17 protein-coding genes are annotated in these 21,791 nt (G+C 72.2%); 11 read left to right on the plus strand and 6 right to left on the minus strand.

Features of this window, described 5'->3' with window-relative positions:
* Positions 1-60 precede the first annotated feature (60 nt).
* Positions 61-1,311 carry a sensor histidine kinase gene (locus ACZ6QQ_RS11890; RefSeq protein WP_465875963.1) on the minus strand — a complete coding sequence of 417 codons (1,251 nt, stop codon included), beginning with the start codon at positions 1,309-1,311 and terminating at the stop codon, positions 61-63.
* Positions 1,308-1,973, minus strand: a complete 666-nt coding sequence (locus ACZ6QQ_RS11895; protein WP_465876280.1) for a winged helix-turn-helix domain-containing protein — start codon at positions 1,971-1,973, stop codon at positions 1,308-1,310. Before ACZ6QQ_RS11895 ends, ACZ6QQ_RS11890 begins: the two co-directional genes overlap by 4 nt.
* A 107-nt stretch (positions 1,974-2,080) precedes the next feature.
* On the opposite strand from ACZ6QQ_RS11895, the gene ACZ6QQ_RS11900 reads away from it, so the two are divergent.
* The 8 genes from ACZ6QQ_RS11900 (at position 2,081) to ACZ6QQ_RS11935 (ending at position 9,150) form a co-directional block, all read left to right on the plus strand.
* Positions 2,081-3,838 carry an AfsR/SARP family transcriptional regulator gene (locus ACZ6QQ_RS11900; protein WP_465875964.1) on the plus strand — a complete coding sequence of 586 codons (1,758 nt, stop codon included), beginning with the start codon at positions 2,081-2,083 and terminating at the stop codon, positions 3,836-3,838.
* 11 nt (positions 3,839-3,849) lie between these two features.
* On the plus strand, positions 3,850-5,271 hold the full coding sequence (locus ACZ6QQ_RS11905) for a type VII secretion protein EccE (RefSeq protein ID WP_465875965.1): 1,422 nt from the start codon (positions 3,850-3,852) through the stop codon (positions 5,269-5,271).
* Positions 5,271-5,993, plus strand: a complete 723-nt coding sequence (locus ACZ6QQ_RS11910; RefSeq protein WP_465875966.1) for a helix-turn-helix transcriptional regulator — start codon at positions 5,271-5,273, stop codon at positions 5,991-5,993. Before ACZ6QQ_RS11905 ends, ACZ6QQ_RS11910 begins: the two co-directional genes overlap by 1 nt.
* A gap of 55 nt (positions 5,994-6,048) precedes the next feature.
* Positions 6,049-6,702: a response regulator transcription factor gene (locus ACZ6QQ_RS11915; protein ID WP_465875967.1), complete on the plus strand. Its 654-nt coding sequence runs from the start codon at positions 6,049-6,051 to the stop codon at positions 6,700-6,702.
* Positions 6,703-6,795: 93 nt separating this feature from the next.
* Positions 6,796-7,137: a YbaB/EbfC family nucleoid-associated protein gene (locus ACZ6QQ_RS11920; protein ID WP_465875968.1), complete on the plus strand. Its 342-nt coding sequence runs from the start codon at positions 6,796-6,798 to the stop codon at positions 7,135-7,137.
* An 11-nt stretch (positions 7,138-7,148) separates the two neighbouring features.
* Positions 7,149-7,466 (plus strand): hypothetical protein, encoded by a 318-nt coding sequence (locus ACZ6QQ_RS11925; RefSeq protein WP_465875969.1) that lies wholly within the window; start codon positions 7,149-7,151, stop codon positions 7,464-7,466.
* Between the two features lie 17 nt (positions 7,467-7,483).
* A complete protein-coding gene (locus ACZ6QQ_RS11930; protein WP_465875970.1) occupies positions 7,484-8,524 on the plus strand; it encodes a WXG100-like domain-containing protein in 1,041 nt (346 codons plus the stop codon).
* Entirely contained in the window at positions 8,521-9,150 is a 630-nt protein-coding gene (locus tag ACZ6QQ_RS11935) for a hypothetical protein (protein ID WP_465875971.1), read from the plus strand. Before ACZ6QQ_RS11930 ends, ACZ6QQ_RS11935 begins: the two co-directional genes overlap by 4 nt.
* Here the strand turns inward: ACZ6QQ_RS11935 and ACZ6QQ_RS11940 are convergent.
* Positions 9,090-11,504 carry a lantibiotic dehydratase gene (locus ACZ6QQ_RS11940; RefSeq protein WP_465875972.1) on the minus strand — a complete coding sequence of 805 codons (2,415 nt, stop codon included), beginning with the start codon at positions 11,502-11,504 and terminating at the stop codon, positions 9,090-9,092. The two genes, ACZ6QQ_RS11935 and ACZ6QQ_RS11940, sit on opposite strands and share 61 nt — an antisense overlap.
* 190 nt (positions 11,505-11,694) lie before the next feature.
* Between ACZ6QQ_RS11940 and ACZ6QQ_RS11945 the strand changes: the two genes are divergently transcribed.
* Positions 11,695-14,817, plus strand: a complete 3,123-nt coding sequence (locus tag ACZ6QQ_RS11945; protein ID WP_465875973.1) for a M14 family metallopeptidase — start codon at positions 11,695-11,697, stop codon at positions 14,815-14,817.
* Positions 14,818-14,920: 103 nt separating this feature from the next.
* Positions 14,921-15,760, plus strand: coding sequence for an alpha/beta fold hydrolase (locus ACZ6QQ_RS11950; RefSeq protein ID WP_465875974.1), 840 nt, complete (start codon positions 14,921-14,923; stop codon positions 15,758-15,760).
* Between the two features lie 39 nt (positions 15,761-15,799).
* Here the strand turns inward: ACZ6QQ_RS11950 and ACZ6QQ_RS11955 are convergent, their stop codons facing one another.
* The 3 genes from ACZ6QQ_RS11955 to glgC form a co-directional block, all read right to left on the minus strand.
* On the minus strand, positions 15,800-17,359 hold the full coding sequence (locus tag ACZ6QQ_RS11955) for a GDSL-type esterase/lipase family protein (RefSeq protein ID WP_465875975.1): 1,560 nt from the start codon (positions 17,357-17,359) through the stop codon (positions 15,800-15,802).
* A gap of 145 nt (positions 17,360-17,504) precedes the next feature.
* On the minus strand, positions 17,505-19,151 hold the full coding sequence (gene pgm / locus ACZ6QQ_RS11960; RefSeq protein ID WP_465875976.1) for a phosphoglucomutase (alpha-D-glucose-1,6-bisphosphate-dependent): 1,647 nt from the start codon (positions 19,149-19,151) through the stop codon (positions 17,505-17,507).
* Positions 19,152-19,200: 49 nt separating this feature from the next.
* The gene (glgC, locus tag ACZ6QQ_RS11965) at positions 19,201-20,433 is read right to left on the minus strand and encodes a glucose-1-phosphate adenylyltransferase (RefSeq protein WP_465875977.1); all 1,233 of its coding nucleotides are present in this window, start codon (positions 20,431-20,433) and stop codon (positions 19,201-19,203) included.
* A 72-nt stretch (positions 20,434-20,505) separates the two neighbouring features.
* On the opposite strand from glgC, the gene glgA reads away from it, so the two are divergent.
* Positions 20,506-21,738 carry a glycogen synthase gene (glgA, locus tag ACZ6QQ_RS11970; RefSeq protein ID WP_465875978.1) on the plus strand — a complete coding sequence of 411 codons (1,233 nt, stop codon included), beginning with the start codon at positions 20,506-20,508 and terminating at the stop codon, positions 21,736-21,738.
* Positions 21,739-21,791: the final 53 nt, after the last annotated feature.

Below are 21,791 nucleotides of genomic sequence, written 5' to 3' on the forward strand. Positions count from 1 at the left end.
TGGTCACCCCGTGAGCATAGAAGAGGCGGTACACGATTGGTCCATTGCCGATACAGCCGATCACTGGTCGCCCGGAGGCAACACCAGTTCGAAGATCGCCCCGCCCTCTTCGGCGTTATACACCCGCAGCTCGCCGCCGTGGGCCTGCGCCACCCAGCGTACGATCGCCAGCCCGAGTCCGCTCGACCCGCCGCCGCTCCTGAACCGGTCGAAGGTCTCCCGGGCGACCGAGGCGTCGATGCCGGGCCCGTGATCGGCCACCATCACCCGTCCACCGGCGACGGTGATGTGCACGACGGCGTCCCGGCCCGGTACGCGCCCGTGCCGCAACGCGTTGTCCAACAGGTTGCCGACGACCCGCTGGATCAGCGCCGGGTCGGCGTTCACCTTGGTCGGCGCGGTGGTCACCGTCACCTGTGCCCCCTCGGTGGGGGTCTCCTCCACCACCGTGCTGACCAACTGGTCCAACCAGACCGGTTGGATGGCCAACGGCTCGACCCCGGCGGCCAGCCGCGCCCGCATCAGCACCCCGTCGATGATGGTGCCCATCCGCTTGGCCAGTTCCACGGTGCGCGGCAGCAGCTCGGTTCGCTGGGCGGGATTGAGCAACGCCGTCTCGGCGAGCGCACGCAGGGCCGCCACCGGCGTACGCAGGTCGTGCGCGGTGTCGGCGAGCAGCACCTCCTGTTGTTCGAGGGCGGCCACCGCGGGACGGACCGCCCGTACGGAGAGCAGGTGCCCGGCCGCCGCGACGGCGGCGACCAGCAACACGCAACCACCGATCACCAGCAGGACCAGCCGGCGGTGCCGGGACTGCTCACCCTCGGCGTCCATCACCGCCACGACCGCTCCGATGTACTGCCCCCTGTTGTTGCCGAACGGCTCGACTCCGACCCGTAACAGCTCACCCCCGGTGCCCCGGACGTACCCCGTGAGCAGACGACCGCTGCTCACCCCCTCCACCGCCAGACCGGCGAGCTTCGCCGGGTCCACCGGCACGCAGTCCTGCTGGCTGAAGTGACCGGAGAACTCCCCGGACCGGCCGGGAAGGATCGCGAACTCGGGGCAACTGGTGCTCATCGGGTCCTCGCTGACGTACGCGGTGACCAAGGTGCCGTCGTACTGCGTCAACCGGGCCACGCTCGACGTGACCCGGCGCAGTTCGCCGTCCATCCGCAGCTCACCCTGGCGCGCGTCGGCCTGCACCAGCAGCCAGCCGAAGACGATCAGCCCGACCGCGTTCATCGCGGTGAACAACGCGGTGAGCCACCGGGGCAGCCGGCGCAGTCCGCCTACCGCCGATCCCCTCACGTCGCCGACTCCGGGCCGGCGAGCCGGTAACCACGCCCCCGTACGGTGTGGATCAGCTCCGGCTCGCGCAGCTTCACCCGCAACCGCCGGACCACCACGTCCACCACGTTCGACATCGGGTCGGTACTGCTGTCCCAGCAGTGCTCGATCAGCTCGTCCCGGCCGACGGCCTGCTCCGACCGGGACAACAGGTACTCGAGCACGGCGAACTCCTTCGCGGTCAGCCCGAGCAGGACACCCGCTCGACGCGCCTGCCGGCGGGCGCAGTCCATCTCCAGGTCGGCGTGGCGCAACACCGACGGGCGACCGGTGCCGGCACGCCGCCCCAGGGTCAGCACCCGGGCGGTCATCTCCGCCACGGCGAACGGCTTGACCAGGTAGTCGTCGCCGCCGTGCTCGAAGCCGGCCACGATGTCGGCGAGACGGTCCCGGGCGGTCAGGAAGAGCACGGGTACGGCCCAGCCCTGCTGCCGGCGCCGGTGCACGTACGTGATCGCGTCACCGTCGGGCAGCATGCGGTCGAAGACCACGCAGTCGTAGTGCCCGGTGGACAACGAGACGTGCGCCGTCGCGATGTCGCCCGCCTGGTCGACCCGCAGCCCGGTACCGGCGAGTTCGGTGGTCACCGCGAGCCGCAGGTCGTCGTCGTCCTCGACCACCATCACTCGCACGGCCGGCCTCCCCGATGGCGTGTCATCTGATCCTCATGTGCGCGGACCGATCGTATGGGTGCACCGGATCACCGCAACCGGTCAGGGCTTTCGAGGAGGTGCAGGGCACGGTGCTGTTCCACGTACTCGGGCCGCTCGAGGTGCACGACACGACCGTGCACCGGTTCGGCACGAGCAAGCCCGCGACGGTGCTGGCGGCCCTGCTGCTGCAGCCTAACGCCTGGGTGGCGGTGGATCGCCTGGTCGAGGCCACCTGGCAGGAACAGGCCGTGCCGGCGTCGGCGGAGGCCAACCTGAAGACGTACGTCTGGCAGTTGCGCCGCCTGCTGCCGGAGCACGACGGGCACACCCGGATCGAGGGCAGGTCCGGCGCGTACCGGATCCGGGTCGGGGCGGGTGACCTGGACTCCGACCGGGCGGACGAACTCGCCGCCGAGGCCCGGCAGGCGGCTTCCGACGACAACCCGAAAGCCGCGCTCACCCTGGTCCAGGAGGCGTTGCGGTTGTGGCGGGGACGTCCCTTCGAGGGTGTCGAGGCGGCGGTCTGTGCCGCTGTGGTGGCCCGGTTCGACGAACTCCACCTGCGACTGCGGGAACATCTCGCGGAGTTGCAACTGGTCCTGGGCCATGGTCAGGACGCGGTGGCCACGCTGCGCGCCGTCACCGCGGACGCCCCGCTGCGCGAGGGCGCGTGGGCGCAGCTCATCCGTACCCTGCACGAGGGCGGCATGCGGGCCGAGGCGCTTGTCGCGTGCCGGCGGGCCGGGGAACTGCTCTCCACCGAACTCGGGGTGGAGCCGGGGCCCGTACTCGCGCAGGCGCAGCGGTTGGTGCTGGGCGACGGGGAGCCGGTCCGGACCCGCAGGGAACTTCCCCGGGACGTTCCACTCGTCGAACGCAGCGCCGAGGTGGCAGCCGTACGGCGGGCCGCGACCGCCGTCGCGCCGGTGGTGCTGGTGGACGGCATGGCGGGCGTCGGTAAGACCGCCCTGGCCGTACACACCGCGCACCGCCTGGCACCGGGCTACCCGGATGGCCACTTCTTCGTCAACCTGCGGGGTTCCGACCCGCGTTCGGCGCTGACCGCGTCGGACGTGCTGGGGAGGCTGCTGCGCGGCATCGGCACGGCCGCGACGGAGATGCCGTCCGATCTCGACGAGCGGTCCGCGCTGTGGCGCTCGGAGCTGGCCCGGCGACGGGTGTTGCTGGTTCTGGACGACGTGGCCGACGGCGAGCAGGTGGCGCCGCTGCTGCCGGCGGCACCCGGATGCCTGACCCTGGTTACGACGGGCAACCGGGGTTGGCATCTGGACGGCGCGGTACGGATCGGGCTGGAGCCGCTCGGCGACAGGGCCGCCGCCGCGCTCTTCATGGCGGCGGCCGGCGGCCGGCGGACCGGCGCGGACCACGCGTCCGTCGCCGCTGTCGTCGGCCACTGCGGTGGGTTGCCGGCCGCGCTGCGCGAAGCCGCCGCCCGGCTGCGGACCCGACCACACTGGACGGTACGACGGCTGGCCGAGGAACTGGACGACGAGCCGTGCCGGGTGCTCTCCGACGCCCTCCGACGTTCGATCTCCGCCGCCCGCTCCCGGCTCGACAGTCCGGAGGTGGCCGCCTGGCACGCCCTCGGTGACCTGCCCGGCGAGTTCGAGGCCACCGTCGCGGCACGTGCGCTGGGTTTGACGACGACGGCTGCCCGGCCGGTGCTGGAACGGCTGGTCGACCAGGGACTGTTGGCGGCCAGCTCACCGGAGCGCTACCGCAGCCATGTGCTGGTACGGCACCTGGCCGGCTGCGTCACGTCAGCGGGGCGGCTGCCTCGGGACGACCACCGCGATCGACGCAGGGTCACATGAGGGGAACGAGCATGGCAACGACCGCCCGGACGGAAAGCGACCGGCAGCCCGAAACGCCACCGCCACCGCCACCACTGGCACCGGCAGCCGCACCGGATGCTCCGGGTACCGCCACGCGCCGGACCCGTACCGTGGTCGCCGCCGCCCGTCTCGGTGGCCAGCCGGTCCTGTTGCCGGGTGCCCGGCCAGTACCCGCCCCACCGGCACCGGTGGCCGTCCCCGCCGCCGACCCGGCCGCCGCCACCGCCGCCACGACCAGAGGCCGTGCCGGTACCGACTCCGCCGGGAACCGTGCCGGTGCCGACTCGGCCGGGAACCGTGCCCGTGCCGACTCGGCCGGGAACCGTGCCCGTGCGGACTCGGCCGGAAACCGTGCCCGTACCGACTCGGCCGGGGCCGGGCGTCCGGCGGGCCGCGCTCGACGCCTCACCCTCCCCCCGGTGGCGCGGATCGTGTGCTGGCAACTGGCCCTGGTGCTGGGTGTCGGCGCCGTCGGACGTGACTGGCCGGTTGCCGTCGCGCTCGGCGCAGCCGCCGCAGCGCTGCTCGCGGTGACCGCGATCCGGGTCCGGGGGACGTGGCTGTCCACCCTGCTCGGCCGGCGGTCACGACTGCTGCTGCGCCGACGGGCACACGACCTACCGGCCGTCGAGGGTCCCGCTGCCCTGTTGGCGCTGCTGCTGCCCGGTGCCCGGATCGACCCGGCGGAGATCGGCGGCGAGCAGGCCGGGATCGTCAGCCGGGCCGACGAACTGGTGGCCGTGCTACGACCGGTACGACCTGACTCGGAGGCATTCGTCCGCGCCGTACTCGCCGGGGCGGTGTCGGCCGACGGGGATCCCGACGCCCCTCGGCTCGGGCTGCACCTCGTGCTGCACCGAGGCCCGCAGCAGGTGGCCCCGCGCGCGTGGCTCGCCGTGCGGGTGCTGCGCGACGTGGACGCCGCCGAGGACGCGGTGCTGCGGATCGCGCTCGGCAACGCCGTACGCCGGCTACGCCGTCGGCTGCGGCGTACCGGCCTCGATCTCGTCCTGGTGTCGGAGCGGGAACTGCTCGCCACATTGACCTCGTTGACCCACACCGGTCCGGGGCGGGAGGCGATCCGCGAGCACTGGCACCACTGGCGGGCCGGCCCGATCACCCAGATCGGGATGCGCCTGGCCATCGTCGGGTCACCGGCACCCGGGTCGTCCGAGGTGCTGGAACAGTTGCTCGGCGGCGTACGGGACGTCGCGGTCACCGTCGCGGTGGTCGTCGGGGACCCGGAGCTGAGCGGCGTACTGCGGATCGCCGCCGCGACACCGCAGGCGGCGCAGGCCGCAGCCGGGATGCTCACCTCGCTCGGCCCGGACCTCGGTGTCCACCTGGAACGACTGGACGGTCTGCACGGACCGGCCGTCACGGCCTCACTGCCGATCGGAGGAACGCTCTGATGACCGTCCAATCCCTGCCCGCCGCGCGGGACCGACAGGCCCCGGTACGTCCCACGTGGCACCCGGTGCCGAGCCCACGGATCGTGCACCCGACAGTGCTGTCCACCCACGCCGGCATCGACGCCACCCTGGCCACCGCGACCCGCGAGGTGCTCGTCATCCGTACGCTGCGCGCGCACCCGGGCGAACCGGTCGACCCGCTGCGCCGCGCCGACCAGGAGAACCTGCGGCGCGGGGTGCGCTACCGGGTGCTCCTGCCGGACCACGTCCGGGACGTTCCGGTACTGGCCATGCGACTCGGCGGGCTCGGCCCGGCCGGGGCCGAGATACGCACGCTGCCGAGCGTGGCGGCCGACGCGACGGTGGTCGACGAGGCCCTGGCGATGCTTCCCAGCGACCGCCGGGACGGCCGGCCGGGCGACGTGGCGATGTTCCGGCTGCCGAGCGTGGTTAACGCGGTCACCGAACTGTTCGAACGGCTCTGGCCGGCCGCGGTGCCGCTCACCGCCGCCGACGTGACGGAGGGCACCGGGCTCGGCGAACGCGAGCGAGAACTGCTCGCACTGCTCTCGGCGGGCTGCACCGACGAGTCCGCGGCGGCCCGCCTGGGCATCTCGGTGCGGACCGTACGCCGGATGATGTCCGCCATCATGAACCGCCTCGGCGCGCGCAGCCGGTTCCAGGCCGGATTGAAGGCCGCCGACCGTGGTTGGCTGGGGTAGCGGTCGACGCCCGCCCTGATCGCACAACGCTGCCGCGCCGGCTACCGTATGTGTCGTGCGGGTACTGGTCACCGAGGACGACGAGGATCTCCGGGTGGCCGTCGACGCGTCCCTGCGGGGTGCGGGGTTCGCCGTGGACACCGCGGTCGACCTGCCGCAGGCGGACGAGGCGCTGAGCGTCAACGTCTACGACTGCGCCGTGTTCGACCGGATCCTGCCGGGCGGCGACGCGCTGCGGTACGTGGCGGACCGGCGCCGTACCGGCTGGCCGGTACCGGTGCTCTTCCTGACCGGGCGGAACACGCCGGACGACCGGGTCGAGGGACTGGCCTGGGGTGACGACTACCTGGGCAAACCGTTCGCGGTTCCCGAACTGGTCGTCCGGGTCCGCAGCCTCTGCCGGCGCGGTGACACCGGGCCGGCCCCGGTGCTGCGCCATGGTGACCTGGAGCTGGACACCGGTAGGTACACGGCCCGTCGCGGTGGGAGGCCGCTCTCGTTGACCGCCAAGGAGTTCGTGGTGCTGGAACGGCTGGTGACCGCCCGGGGCGAGCCGGTCCGCCGCAGCGAGCTGATCGCGGTCGCCTGGGACGAGCTGGTCGCGCCGAACTCGAACGTGCTGGACGTTCTCGTCGCGGGGCTGCGGCGCAAGCTCGGCACCCCGCCGGTCCTGCACACCCTGCGCGGCGTCGGCTACCTGCTCCGCTGAGCGGTCTTCGCCCGGTCCCGCTGACCGGGTGCCGACGTGGCCGGAACCGGTCAGCGGGACCGGGGACCGGCCGCGCCCGCCGACACTGGGGGCATGGACGCAGCAGCGTACGGACGCTTCGCCGAGGACCTCCGCGCCGTACAGCGGGGAATGGCCGAGGTACGGGCGGGCGCCGAATCATCGGACGGCCTGATCACCGTCACCGTCGGCGGCCGTGGCGAGCTCCTGGAGTTGGCACTCGATCCGCGCATCTACCGGGAGCACGACGCGCGGGCGCTCAGCCGGCGCATCCTCGACACCGTCAGGGAGGCGGCCGACCTCGCCCGCGCCGAGGTGGTCGCCCTGACCCGACACCTGATGCCGCCGGAGGCGACCGATCCGAGCTTCGATCCGCTGCTGGCCGACCTCGACCGGATGGCGAGGGCCAGGCGGTGACCTTCGTCCAGATGGAGACCGCGTCCACCGCAGCCGCGATGGACGGGATCGAGGCGGCCGGGCGGGCCTTCGGCGACGCGTGGAGCGGTCTCAAGGGCCGGATCGCCGCCGACGAGGCCGGCATCGGCTCCGGGCAGCTGGCTCGGGCGTTCCTGCCCAGGTACCAGCCGGGTCCGGTGATCAGCACCGCCGACGAGCTGTCCGACGCCTTCCTGGGCCGGGCCACCGTCGGGCGGCAGTCGGTCGAGGACTACCTGGCCGCGGACCGGATCGGGGCGACCGGGTTCGGTCTCACCGGGGACCTCTCCACCCGTGGCGCCGGCGGCTGAGGGGACGGGACGACACCATGCCGATCGCACCACCGCCGACCGACCTGGGACTGTGGCCACGGGTGAACGCCCTGGTCGAGTGGCCCGACACCGACGAGGACCGGGTACGGGCGCTCGCCGCCTCCTGGGGCGAGGCCGCCGGGCACGCGGACACCCTGCGCCAGCTCGACATGGCCGATCTCGTCGGCTGGTCCGACCAGGCCGGTGACGCCTTCCGTCGCAGCATGTTCGGCCTCTTCACCGCGACCCAGAGCGTCGGTACGGGGATGCGGGACCTGGAGGCGTTGACCACCTCGTTCGCCGACACCGTCGTGGCCGCCAAGCAGGCGATCGTCGACACCATCGTGCGCAACCTGCCGGCGTTCGCGCTGACCCTGCAACTCGACCCGGCGGTCTCGGCCGCGGCGCAGGAACGGTTCGTCACCGACATCGCCGCCTGGATCCAGGAGATGCTCGACTCCCTGGCCGGGCAGGGGCCGACGCCGCCGCCGTTCGCGCCACCGCCGCTGCCGAAGGAACCCACGGTGCTGGGCACGATCGGGGACGCCGCCTCGGTGTTCTCGTCCGTGGCGAGCCTGGCCGCGTTCATTCCCGGCGCCACCGCCGTGGCCGTACCGCTGGCGTTGGTCGGCAACGCCGTGGCGCTCGGCGCCCACGGTCTGGACATGGCGATCAACGGCGACCAGGCCTCCAGCACCAGTGTGACCCTCACCAGCGATCTGCTCGGCTTCGGCGGCAACCTGGTGAAGGCGGCGCAGAACGCGGACAACCTCGCCGGACTGCTGAAGGGCAGCAGCACCCCGTCCAGCCCCGCGCGGGTCTTCGGGGACCTTGCCGGTCTCGCGACGACCAACCCGGTGAGCAGGTTCGAGGGCGGGGTGGCGTTGCAGGTCGTCGCCACGGCCGCCTCACAGGTGCCGACCGTCATGACCTGGATGCATCCGGGTGACATCGACGCGCAGGCCGCCAAGGACGAGGCGAGCTGGGCCAAGGTCGCGATCAACGGCGCGAAGCTCGTACCGGAGCCGGCCCTGGAAACACTGCGGATTCTGCGATGAGGCTGCCGTTCCGGTTCGACGTGCCCGCGCAGTTCACCCCGCTGGACCTGACCGCGACGCGGGAGGACCGGATCGAACGGACCACCCGGCGAATATCGGAGGTGTGGCCGGACAGCACCGAGGAACAGCGGGACGCGATCACCGCGGGGCAGGAACTGCTGATCGAAGGGTTACGGTCCAACGGTGTGCGGTACGCCGCGACGGTCCTGGAGCCGGCCGTGCCCACGACCGGTCTGTTCACGGTCAGCCTGCACCGCGTCGACATCGCCGACGCGTTGACCCCGCTCGCCGACGCGTGGCGCCCGCACGCCGAGGTACACGACCTCGACAGCCGTTTCGGGCGGTTGCTGGCCATCGGCCACCACTGGGACGGTGTCCACCAGATGCAGGTGGTCCTGCCGCTGCCGGAGCAGAAGGCGATGGCGCTGTTCGGCATCTCGACCACGCACCTGTCGGAGTGGGAGACCTACACCATGCACCTGGTGTACGTGATCGGCACCGTACGACCCGACGTGACACAGGTGCCACCGAACCACCCGGTCGGCACGCCGGGGCTTCCGCCGGGTCAGTCGGGCGGCGACGCGACGCACCGGTCCACGGCGACGAACCGGAACTCGGCGCAGTAGCGGCGGCCGGCGGTGTCGGCGAGCCAGAGCTGGTCCGGGCCGGGCAGCATCTCGGTCACGGTCACCCGGCCGCCGGCCGAATCGAGCCGGGTGGCCCGGCGGACCGCCCGCGCCAGCACGTCCACCGAGGCGAGACTCGTCAGGTCCAGGTGGATTGGCTTGCGCTCCCCGGTGACCCGGACGAAGACGTACCGGGGCAGGTGGTGCCGGGCGACCCAGCGGCGTACGGCCAGGAAACGGTCGGCCTCGTCCGGCTCGGCGAGCAGGGCCAGGTCGCCGAGCCCGAAGGTCCACGACTCGCGCTGCACCACCAGCCGGTCGAGCTGCACCCTGGGCGTGTGCGGGGCCGGCGGCAGCAGCCGGAACTGCTGCAACAGGCTGCCCGCGACCAACTCGGCGACGACCTCCAGCAGCTCGTACTCCGGGCCGCCGGAACGACGACGGACGACCAGTCGACCATCGGCCTCGAACAGCTCGCAGGCGCCGACCAGCAGGTCCCGGTCCGGGTCGTAACCGCAGGTGTCCGGGGCGAAGACCAGCCGTACGTCGGCCGGCCCGGCCAGTTCCGGGGCGATCCGGACCGGGGTGCCGCCCTGTGCCCCGGTCGCCCCCATCAGCACCACCCCCGGCGCCAGGTCGGCGGCCATCGCCGCCCGCATCTGCTCCGGATCCGGGTGGTAGGCGAACCAGCTCGCGTACCGCATGGTGTTCGCACCGGGGTGCAGTTCGCCGAGGACCCACCGGAAGTCGCCGGCCTCGACGGCGGCCGGGTCGGCGGCGGCGAGCATCAGGTCCGGGCTGTGCTGCACCGCCCCGACCCAGCCGGGCCGGTTGGCCGGGAAAGCGGCCCGGACCGCTGCCCGCAGTGCCGCGCCGTCCCGGTGCACCCGGCGCGGGGCACCGTCGGCGTCGGCGCCGGGTAGCGCCAGAAGCTGCGCCCAGCGGGCCTGTAGGGCTCGGGTCAGCGGCCGGACCAGCGTATCCACCTGTTGGACCAGCAGGTCGTGGGCGAGCAGCCAGAAGTCGGCCAGCGGCACCGGGCCGGCACCCGGACCGGCGAGTTGGCGGTAGAGGTCGCGGAACGCCCGGCGGTAGAGGGCCGCGCCGGCCGAGGTGTACCAGCGGGCGCTGTGCAGCACCAGCCCGAGCGGGGTCCGGAGCGGATCCAGCAGCGCCGGGCCCAGGGTCACCTCGTCGGCCCGCCGGCACTCCTCGAACAGCACCGTCCGGCCCGCGTACGTCTGACCGCCCTCGCGCTGGGCGGCCCGGTCGGTGAGCCGGGTGAAGGTGGCGTCGAGCCGGTCGAGGGCCGGCAGCAGCAACCCCGCGTCGCCGGCCGCCGCCGCGACCGCGTCGCGGGCCGAGGTCAGCTCGGTCAGCGCGGCGACCGCCGGGGCGCGGGCCGCCGGGTCGTCCACCCGGTCCAGGAGCCGGCGCAGGGTGATCTCCGACCGGAGGTCGTCGGCCGGGGCCTCCCACTCCCAGGTGATCCATTTGGCGGCGTGCAGGCGGCCGAGCGCGGCGAACACCTCGGCCGGGTCGGTGGTGCCGGCGGTCGGGTCGGCCAGCACCTCGGCCACGATCGCCGCCGGCAGCCGTACGCCGTCACAGGCGCGCAGAACGGCCGCCGCGCACGGGTCCAACCGGATCGGGTCGGCCAGCGGCACCCGCAGCCGACCGTCGACCACGTCGACCAGCGGCATCCGGCGGGGTGCCAGCCAGCGGCGCAGGGCCGGGGCGTGGACCGCCGCGACCGCCGCCACCGCCCAGTGCTCGAAGTAGATCGTCCGGGCGTCGACCGGATCCGGCGTTCGGGCGTGCCGCAACGGCGTGACCTGGTCCGGGACGATCGCGGCCCAGCCGACCGGGCCGAAGAAGCCGATCGTGTCGTTCTTGGCGCAGTACCGGTGCAGGTAGTTGGTGACCAGCGCCTCGTACCGGCGGTGCCGGCCGGTCCGTACGACGGTGTCCGGGTCGCGGCGCAACAGGGTGTCCAGACCGGTCCGTACGGCGTGCGGGTTCTGCCAGGTGACCGCCTCCCGGAAGCGCGGCTCGGCCGCCACCCGGTGCAACGCCGCCGCCAGCCGGCGACCGGCCAGCCGGAACCGTTCCCGGTACGCCTCGACCGCCTCGACCGCCTCCGGGGCGTCCGGCCCGCCCCCGGCGACCAACCGGTCGGCGGCGGCGGCGAGAGCGGGGTCGGCCAGCTCGTCGAGCAGGTCGAACGCGAAGCCGGTGCCGCGCAGGCAGACCGACCGCCAGAGCGCCCACTCCCCCTCGACCAGCGGCACCAGGTGCGGCACGATGCCGGTCCGCTGGTCGGTGGCCAGCGCTTCGTCGAGGTCGGCCGGCACGGGAGCCTCCACAACAGACGGCGACATCAGGGCTGCGACACGGTACCCCGACCGGAGGCCGCCGGGACACGGCAGAGCAGTGGGTCATCACCTGGTCACCGAGCGCCCCAGAGCAACCGATCGAATCATTGACACGTCTGAGCTGGCACAGAATGCTCCCCCGTAGAGATCTTTCGAACGAGGGGGCGCAATGCGCAAAACACGGCTGGCGATCGCCGGCGTGTTCACGATGGTCGGCGTCATGGTGCTGACCACACCGGTCAGTGCGAAGCCACCGACCACACCGAACGGCAACAACAGCAATCTTGAGGTGTACGTCGGCTCAGCCGATGCCAAACAGCTCGACGTACTCCGAGATAGCGGTGTCGACGTGGGACACGCGGTCGGCGGCGCCGACAAGGCCGGCAACTCCGCGATCCAGGTCGTGTTGACCAAGGAGCAGGCCGCCCGCGTCGCCACCAAGGGCGTCAAGCTGTCGGTCAAGAAGGTACGCGGCAAGGATGCCTCCCGGGCGCTGCGCGAGCAGTCCGCCAACGGATGGTCGGCGTTCCGGTCGTACAGCGAGCCCGGCGGTATCCGGGACGAGATCACCTCGACCGCGGCCCGGTTCCCGAAGCTGACCAAGGTCGAGACGCTCGGCCGGACCCACCAGGGCAAGCCGATCCTGGCGGTCAAGGTCACCAAGAACGCGAAGTCGATCGAGGACGGCAAGCGCCCGGCCGTGCTCTACGGCGCCGCCCAGCACGCCCGTGAGTGGATCACCCCGGAGATGACCCGGCGGCTGCTGCACCACGTACTCGACAACTACGGCACCGACCCGGAGATCACCCGGCTGGTCGACACCACCGAACTGTGGTTCCTGCCGGTGTCGAACCCGGACGGGTACGACTTCACCTTCACCGAGGGCAACCGGCTGTGGCGCAAGAACCTGCGCGACAACAACGGCGACGGTCAGATCACCAGCGGTGACGGCGTCGACCTGAACCGGAACTTCTCCTACAAGTGGGGCTACGACAACGAGGGCTCGTCCGCGGACCCGTCGAGCGAGACCTACCGCGGCCCCGACCCGAACTCCGAGCCGGAGACCAGGGCGCTGGACGGCCTGTTCCGGCGGGTCGGGTTCGAGTACTACATCAACTACCACTCCGCCGCCGAGCTGCTGCTCTACGGCGTCGGATGGCAGGTGGACACCCGGACCCCGGACGACGTGATCTACGAGGCGTTGGCCGGTGACGACGCCCACCCGGCCATCCCGGGCTACGACCCGGACATCTCGGCCGAGTTGTACACCACCAACGGTGACACCGACACCCACGCCACCGTCCGCTACGGCACGCTCGGCTTCACCCCCGAGATGACCACCTGCGAGACCGTGTCGGCCGCCGACCCCAACGACGAGTGGCTGGTCGAGGACTGCGCCAGCGGCTTCAACTTCCCGGACGACGAGGAGTTGATCGCCGCCGAGGTGGCGAAGAACATTCCGTTCGCGCTCTCCGTGGCCAAGTCCGCCGCCACCCCGGACAACCCGGTGTCGGTGCTCGGCCGGACCACCCCGGACTTCGAGGTCGACAAGTTCGAGACCTCGTACGGCACCCGCCAGCCGGTCGCGACCATCGCCCGGCGTTCGCTGAAGAACGTCCAGATGCACTACGTCATCAACGGCGGCAAGCCGAAGTCCGTCGCGGTCAAGGAATGGCGCGGCGGCGAACGGTACGGCGACACCCACGACGACTACTACGCCGAGGTACGCGGCACGGTGACCGGCGCCAAGGCCGGTGACCGGGTGGAGGTCTGGTTCACCGGCACCAAACCCCAGGGCGGCGGACCCACCGCCAGTGAGCACTTCACGTACCAGGTCAGCACCGACATCGGTGGCGACGTCCTGGTGCTGGCCGTCGAGGACGTGACCGGGCTCAGCCCGACCCAGACCGGCACCAGCGCCAAGTACGCCGACGAGGTGGCCGCCGCGCTGACCGCTGCCGGCAAGACCAGTGACGTCTACGACTTCGACACCCGTGGTCGCAAGGCGCCGCACCCGCTCGGCGTGCTCTCGCACTACGACGCGGTGGTCTGGGAGACCGGCGACGACACCATCCTGCGGGCGCCCGGCCAGGTGCCCGGCACCACGGCCAAGGCCGCGATCGAAACCGAGTTCGCGGTCCGGGACTATCTCAACGAGGGCGGCAAGCTCCTGGTCAGCGGCAAGAACGCGCTGCTGGCGCAGTCGGCGGACGGCGGGTACTACTACTCGCCGGGCGCACCGCCGGAGTGTCCGGCACCGGGCGGCGCCTGCCTGCCGATCCTGAACGACTTCCAGCAGTACTACCTGGGCGCGCACACGTACGTCAGTGGTGGCGGCCAGGACGGCGACGAGAACCCGTACCCGGTGGTCGGCAACGACGGTGTGTTCGCCGGCTTCAACGGGGTGCTCAACGCGCCGGGCTCGGCGGACAACCAGGACCACACGGCGTCGTTCCTGACCACGTCGAGCTTCCTGCCGCCGGACCAGTTCCCGCAGTTCACCAGCACGGCACCGGTCGGCTGGGGCCGGCCGGGCGGAGCACCGTTCGACCCGCGCACCGGTGACTGGTACCTGTTCAGCAGCCAGGCGGACTCCACGTACAAGCGGCTGACCCGGACCGTCGACCTGACCGGGGCGACCAGCGGTTCGCTGAACTTCTTCATCTCGCAGGAGGTGGAGGCGGACTGGGACTACGTGTTCGTCGAGGCGCACGAGGTGGGCACCGACAACTGGACGACGCTGCCGGACGCCAACGGGCACACCGCCACCGGCACCGGCGAGAGCTGCGCGTCCGGCTGGGCGGAGACGCTGCACCCGCAGCTCGCCCACTACATCGGCGAGGACTGCTCGCCGACCGGCACCACCGGTACGTGGAACGCCTCCACCGGCCCGTCCGGCGGCTGGCAGGAGTGGTCGGTCGACCTGTCGGCGTACGCCGGCAAGCAGGTCGAGCTCTCCATCACGTACGCGTCCGACTGGGCCACCCAGGGCCTCGGTGTCTTCGTCGACGACACCAAGGTCATCAGGGACGGCGTCACCGTCGCGGAGACCTCGTTCGAGTCCGACCTGGGTGGCTGGACGGTGGCCGGCGCGCCGGCCGGTTCTCCCCCCGGTTCGAACGACTGGGCACGCAGCCGGACCGCCTTCGAGGAGGGTTCCGTGGTGACCACCCCGGACACCGTCTACCTCGGCTTCGGTCTGGAGGGGCTCGCCCCGGCCGCCCGTGACGACCTGGTCGCCAAGTCGCTCACGCACCTGCTCGGCAGTGGCGCCAAGAAGCCGCTGTCGTAACGGCACCAACGCAGCACGGCGGGGCGGTCGGCGCGAGCCGGCCGCCCCGTTCCGCGGACAAACCCATCGCGGTGCCGTCGACGGCATGGGGAAGAATCGGCCCATGCCAACCTTCACCAGCGTCGACGGGACCACCCTCGCCTACCACGTCACCGGAACCGGTGAGCCGCTGCTCGTCCTGCCCGGCGGGCCGATGCGGACCTCGGCGTACCTCGGTGACCTGGGCGGGCTCGGGGCGTACCGGACCCTCTACCGGCTGGACCTGCGCGGCACCGGCGACTCCGGCACCCCGGCCGACCCGGCGACGTACCGCTGCGACCGGCAGGTGGCCGACGTGGAGGCGCTCCGCGAGCACCTGGGCCTGCACCGGTTCGACCTGCTCGCCCACTCGGCCGGCGGCGACCTCGCCACCCTGTACGCGGCCAGCCATCCGGACCGGATCAGCCGGCTGCTGCTGATCACACCGGCCCTCTTCACGCTCGGCATCGACTTCACCGCCGAACTACGGCAGGAGGGGGTCGCCCTGCGCGCGGCCGAGCCGTGGTTCGCGGACGCGGCGGCCGCGTTCGGCAACATCGCCGCCGGCAACCCGACCGACGAGGACTGGCGGGGGATCATCCCGTTCACCTACGGCCGGTGGGACGCCGCCGCACAGGCGCACGCCGCGGCCGGTGCCGGGCAGCGCAACCCCGAGGCGGCCGACCGTTACTACGCGGTGGAGGCGGCCGACCCGGTCGGCACCCGGACGGCCATCACCGCGCTCGGCGCCCCGGTGCTGATCCTCGCCGGAGAACTGGACACCGGCCCGAGGCCGACGACGGCCCGGGAAGGAGCCGCCCTCTTCCCCAAGGGTGAGAGCGTCGTCCAGCCGGGGGCCGCGCACTACCCGTGGCTGGACGACGCCGACACCTTCACCCGCCTGGTGGCGGACTTCCTGCGCTGATCCGGGGCGCGTCACCGGGCAGCGCTCCGACGCGCGGTATCAGCGAACGACGGTGCCGGAACTCCACACTGGTCGACCCGCAGAATAGATCACCATATTGCCGTCGCCCTGGACGTAGAACACGGTGTCCGGTTGGCCGGCGGTGGCCGTACGCCAGATCGTCTCGCCGCCGGAACCGGTCAGGGTGAGGTCGCCGTCGGTCCGCAGCGCGGCCTGGGTGACCGGGCGGCCGGCCGTGCCGGTCGACCAGAGGGCGGTGGCGCCCTGCTGGAGCACCAGGTTGCCGTCACCCTGGAGCCGCAGTTGGAACCGCCCGTCGCACGAGGTGAGGGTCTGGCCGCTGGTCAGCCCCTGACCGGGCAACAGCCGGCCGCAGGCGGTGGGGGCGCCGATCGGCGGGGTGCCGCCAGCGGTGAACAGGTTCGGGTTGACCGCGGTGGCGATCGCCTGGAGCCCGGCCTCGTTCGGGTGCAGGTGGTCACCGGTGTCGTACGCGGGCAGGAACCACGTCGGTCGGGCCGGGTCGTGGGTGGCGTTGTCCTGGTCGACGAGGCCGTCGCAACCACTGGCGGTGCTGCGGACGAAGGCGTTGATCGCCGCCCGGGACTGCTCGCCCTCGGCGGACCAGCCGCCGGAGCCCTGGAACGGGGTCAGGGTCGAGCAGAGGAACTTCACCCCGCGCTGGTGCGCCCGGTCGATGAGCTGCCGGAGTCCGGCGATGAGCTGGTCGGCGCCCGGCCGGCCGCTGCCCGCGCCGAGGTCGTTGATCGGGTCGTCGGCGAAGATCACCCAACGGACGCCCGGCTGGTTGAGCACGTCCCGGTCGAACCGCTTCAGCGCGCTCTGCCCGGCCCCGTCCTGGAGCAGCTTGTTGCCGCTGATCCCCTGGTTGAGTACGCCGATCGTGCGCCCGGTCGAGGCCAGGTTGCGGGCCAGGTGGTTCGGCCAGCGGCGGTTGGCGTCGAAGTTGGAGCCGATCCCGTCGGTGATCGAGGCGCCGAGCGTCACCACCGCCCCCTCGGCGGCCGGGTTCTGCACGTCGAGGTTGGCCAGGAAGTAGTAACTGCCGTTGGTCTGCGCGCCGGTCAGGGTGGCGTTGCCGCTCTGGTTGCCGGCGGTGACGTAGTTGTTCTGCAACCCGCTCTGGTGGTAGGTCGCCGGCCCGGTCGGCTGGGGCAGGTAGAGGCTGACCACCACGTCGGCGCCGGCCGGCACGGTGAACGCCACCGCGTCGCTGGCGACCAGGCCGCCGACCGGGACGGTCACGCTCTGCTGGCCGCCGAAGGTGACCCGCCGGTCGGTGCCGGTGTCGACCGAGGAGCCCGAGGTACGCCGGGCGACGTGCACCTCGCCGACCACCAGCGGCCGGTCACCGAAGGCGTTCGACAGCTGGATCCGGGCGGCGGTTCCGCCGATGCTGGTGCGGACGATCTGCCGGATCGTCTGCTGGTTGAAGCTGGTGCCGCCGCTCTGCGGGGACGCGGCCCAGGTGCCGGTCCAGGTGTCCGCGGCGGCGGCGTGCGCGTACCCGGGTTGCGCGAAGGTGAGCGCGAGCAGGGTCACCGCCCCCAGTGCGGTGCCCCAACGGGTGAATCTCATCCTGCCACTTTTCCTTCCCCTCCGACCGGTACGCGTGCTTCACGTACCGGTCGGGCGATCTCGGATCAACTGGGCGGGTTTACCCACCAGCGGTACGAAGATCACAAAAGGAAAGATCACGTTCGGGCCACCGGAGTGAGCCGGGTCACGCCTTGGCCAGCACCTCGGTGACCAGGGCGCGGGCCTCCTCCTGGATCCGGGTCAGGTGCTCCGGCCCCCGGAACGACTCCGCGTAGATCTTGTAGACGTCCTCGGTGCCGGACGGGCGGGCGGCGAACCAGCCCGACTCGGTGGTCACCTTCAACCCGCCGATCGCCGCCCCGTTGCCCGGCGCGTTGGTCAGCGTCGCGGTGATCGGCTCACCGGCCAACTCGGTCGCGGTCACCTGCTCCGGCGAGAGCTTGCCCAGCGCCGCCTTCTCCGCCCGGCTGGCCGGCGCGTCGATCCGGGCGTACGCCGGGTCACCGAACCGGGCGACCAGGTCGGCGTAGTGCTGGCTCGGCGACCTGCCCGTGCTCGCCTGGATCTCGGCGGCGAGCAAGCAGAGCACGATGCCGTCCTTGTCGGTGGTCCAGACCGAACCGTCCCGGCGCAGGAAGGAGGCGCCCGCGCTCTCCTCGCCGCCGAAGCCGACCGAGCCGTCCAGCAGCCCCGGCACGAACCACTTGAAGCCCACCGGCACCTCGACCAACGTACGGCCGAGGTCGGCGGCGACCCGGTCGATCATCGAGGACGAGACCAGCGTCTTGCCGATCGCCGCCCGCGCCGACCAGTCGGTCCGGGTCCGGAACAGGTGCGCGATCGCCACCGTCAGGTAGTGGTTCGGGTTCATCAGGCCGCCGTCCGGCGTGACGATGCCGTGCCGGTCGGCGTCGGCGTCGTTGCCGGTGGCGACCTGGTAGTCGGCGCGGGCGGCGATCAAGGACGCCATCGCGTACGGCGACGAGCAGTCCATCCGGATCTTGCCGTCCCAGTCCAGGGTCATGAACCGCCAGGTCGGGTCGACGGCCGGGTTCACCACGGTCAGGTCCAACCCGTGCCGGTCGGCGATCTCGCCCCAGTAGCCGACGCTCGCCCCGCCCAGCGGGTCCGCGCCGATGCGCACGCCGGCGTCGCGTACCGCCGCCAGGTCGACCACCGAGGGCAGGTCGTCGACGTACGCGCCGAGGAAGTCGTACCGGTCGGTGGTGCCCGCCGCCCGGGCCCGCGCGTACGGGATCCGCCGGACCCCGGCGAGCCCGTCTGCCAGCAGTTGGTTGGCCCGGTCCTGGATCCACTTCGTGGCGTCGGTGTCGGCCGGCCCGCCGTTGGTGGGGTTGTACTTGAACCCGCCGTCCGACGGCGGGTTGTGCGACGGGGTGACCACGATGCCGTCGGCCAGGCCGCTGCCGCGCCCCCGGTTGTGGGTGAGGATGGCGTGCGACAGCGCCGGGGTCGGGGTGTAGCCGTCCCGGCTGTCGATCAGCACGGTGACCTCGTTGGCGGCCAGCACCTCCAGCGCGGTGACCAGCGCCGGCTCGGAGAGCGCGTGCGTGTCCCGGGCCAGGAACAGCGGACCGTCGACGCCCTGGTCCCGGCGGTACTCGCAGGTCGCCTGCGTGATCGCGGCGATGTGGTCGTCGTTGAAGGCGGTGTTCAGGCTCGACCCGCGGTGCCCGGAGGTGCCGAACGCGACCTGCTGGCCGGGATCGGCCGGGTCGGGATGCTCGGCGTAGTACGCGGTGACGAGGTGCGCTACGTCGATCAGGTCGGCGGGGTCGGCGGGCTGGCCGGCACGGGCGTGGACCGACATCGGCGATTCTCCTCCTGGATGTGGCACGGGCTGTACGTACAGGCTGACCTTACGGCTCGACCCGTTGGCCCTTGCCGATGACGACGATCCCGGCGTCGGAAACGGTGTAGCGGGTCCGGTCGAGTTCCAGGTCGACGCCGATCTCGGCCCCCTCCGGCACCACCACGTTCTTGTCCAGGATCGCGTTGCGGACCACCGCGTGCCGGCCGATGTCGACGCCCTCCATCAGCACCGAGCCCTCGACGTGCGCCCAGGAGTTGACCCGCACGTTCGGCGACACCACCGAGTTCTCCACCAGCGCACCGGAGACGATCACGCCGGGCGAGATCATCGAGCCGATCGCCCGGCCGACCCGCTCCTGCCAGCCGTGCACGAACTTGGCCGGCGGCCACGGCGGGTGGTCGGTGTAGATCGGCCAGGCCGAGTTGTAGAGGTTGAACACCGGGTGGATGGCGATCAGGTCCATGTGCGCCTCGTAGAACGAGTCCAGCGTCCCGACGTCGCGCCAGTAGCCCTGGTCGCGTTCGGTGCTGCCGGGCACCTCGTTGTCGCGGAAGTCGTAGACGTTCGCCTCGCCCCGCTCGACCAGCATCGGGATGATGCTGCCGCCCATGTCGTGCCGGCTGGCCTTGTCGGCCGCGTCGCGCTCGACCGCCTCGCAGAGCGCGTCGGTGGTGAAGACGTAGTTGCCCATCGAGGCGTAGATCTCGCCCGGCGCGTCGGGCAGCCCGCGCGCGTCGGTGGGCTTCTCCCGGAACGCCTGGATCCGGCGCCCGTCGGCGGCCACCTCGATCACCCCGAACTGGTCCGCCTGGCTCAGTGGCTGGCGGATCCCGGCGACGGTGACGCCGGCACCGGAGGCGATGTGGTCCTCGACCATCTGCCGGGGGTCCATCCGGTAGATGTGGTCGGCGCCGAACACGATCACGTGGTCCGGCTTCTCGTCGTTGATCAGGTTGAAGCTCTGGTAGATCGCGTCGGCCGAGCCGGCGAACCACCACGGGCCCCGGCGCTGCTGGGCGGGGACCGGGGCGACGTAGTTGCCGAGCAGGTTCGACATCCGCCAGGTCTTGGTCACGTGCCGGTCCAGCGAGTGTGACTTGTACTGGGTCAATACGACGATCTTGAGGTAGCCGCCGTTGGCCAGGTTCGACAGGACGAAGTCGATCATGCGGTACATGCCGCCGAACGGCACGGCCGGTTTGGCGCGGTCCGTGGTGAGCGGCATCAGGCGCTTGCCCTCGCCGCCGGCCAGGACGATGGCGAGGACCTTGGGCGACATGCACCGACGCTAACCACACCCGGCCGTTCGCACCAGTCGTACCGGGCAACATGCTCGACTAGTGTGCGGAACGTGGCTGAAACCGCACCGGACGACCGGCAACTCCGGATCGACCTGCTGACGCGCGAATACCCACCGGAGGTGTACGGCGGGGCCGGGGTGCACGTCGAGTACCTCGCCCGGGACCTGCGGCCCCTCGCGGACCTGCGGGTGCACTGCTTCGGGGCGCCCCGTACCGGGCCGGACGACCCGCCGGGGGTGACCGCGTACCCGGAACCGGCGGAGTTGGCCGGCAGCAACGCCGCCCTGCGGACCATGGGCGTCGACCTGGCGATGGCCGCCGGCTGTGCCGGCACCGACCTGGTGCACAGCCACACCTGGTACGCCAACCTCGCCGGCCACGTCGCGAAGCTGCTGCACGGGGTGCCGCACGTGGTCACCACGCACAGCCTGGAGCCGCTGCGGCCGTGGAAGGCCGAGCAGCTCGGCGGCGGCTACGCGCTCTCCTCCTGGTGCGAGCGGACCGCCCTGGCCGCCGCCGACGCGGTGATCGCGGTGTCGGCGGGGATGAAACGGGACCTGCTCACCGCCTACCCGGAGGTGGCCCCGGAGCGGGTCCGGGTGGTACACAACGGCATCGACACCCGCCAGTACGCCCCGGACCCGGCGACCGACGTGCTGCGCCGGCTCGGGATCGACCCGGATCGGCCGAGCGTGACCTACGTCGGCCGGGTGACCCGGCAGAAGGGCCTGCCGTACCTGCTCCGGGCGGCCCGGTCGCTACCGCCGCAGACCCAGCTCGTCCTGCTCGCCGGGGCGCCGGACACGGCCGACATCGCGGCCGAGGTGCAGGGCCTGGTCGCCGAGTTGCGGGCCAGCCGCTCCGGTGTGGTCTGGGTGGCCGAGATGCTGCCCAAGCACGAGGTGATCCAGGTGCTCAGCCACAGCACGGTCTTCGTCTGCCCGTCGATCTACGAGCCGATGGGCATCGTCAACCTGGAGGCGATGGCCTGCGAGACGGCGGTGGTCGCCACCGCCACCGGCGGCATCCCCGAGGTGGTTGACGACGGGAGGACCGGGCTGCTGGTGCCGATCGACCAGGCCGCCGACGGCACCGGGACCCCGCTGGCGCCGGAGAAGTTCGTCGCCGACCTGGCCGCCGCGATCAACGAACTGCTGGCCGACCCCGCCCGTACCGCCGAGTTCGGCCGAGCGGGGCGGCGCCGGGCCGTGCAGCACTTCTCCTGGGACACGATCGCGGCCCGGACGATGGGGGTCTACCGCTCGGTCCTGCCCGCCCGCTGACGCCGACCGGCCCCGGCGAGGATGATCGGATTTCGACCGGGCGCCGGGACGGT

The sequence above is a fragment of the Micromonospora sp. NPDC049529 genome (genome assembly GCF_055586685.1).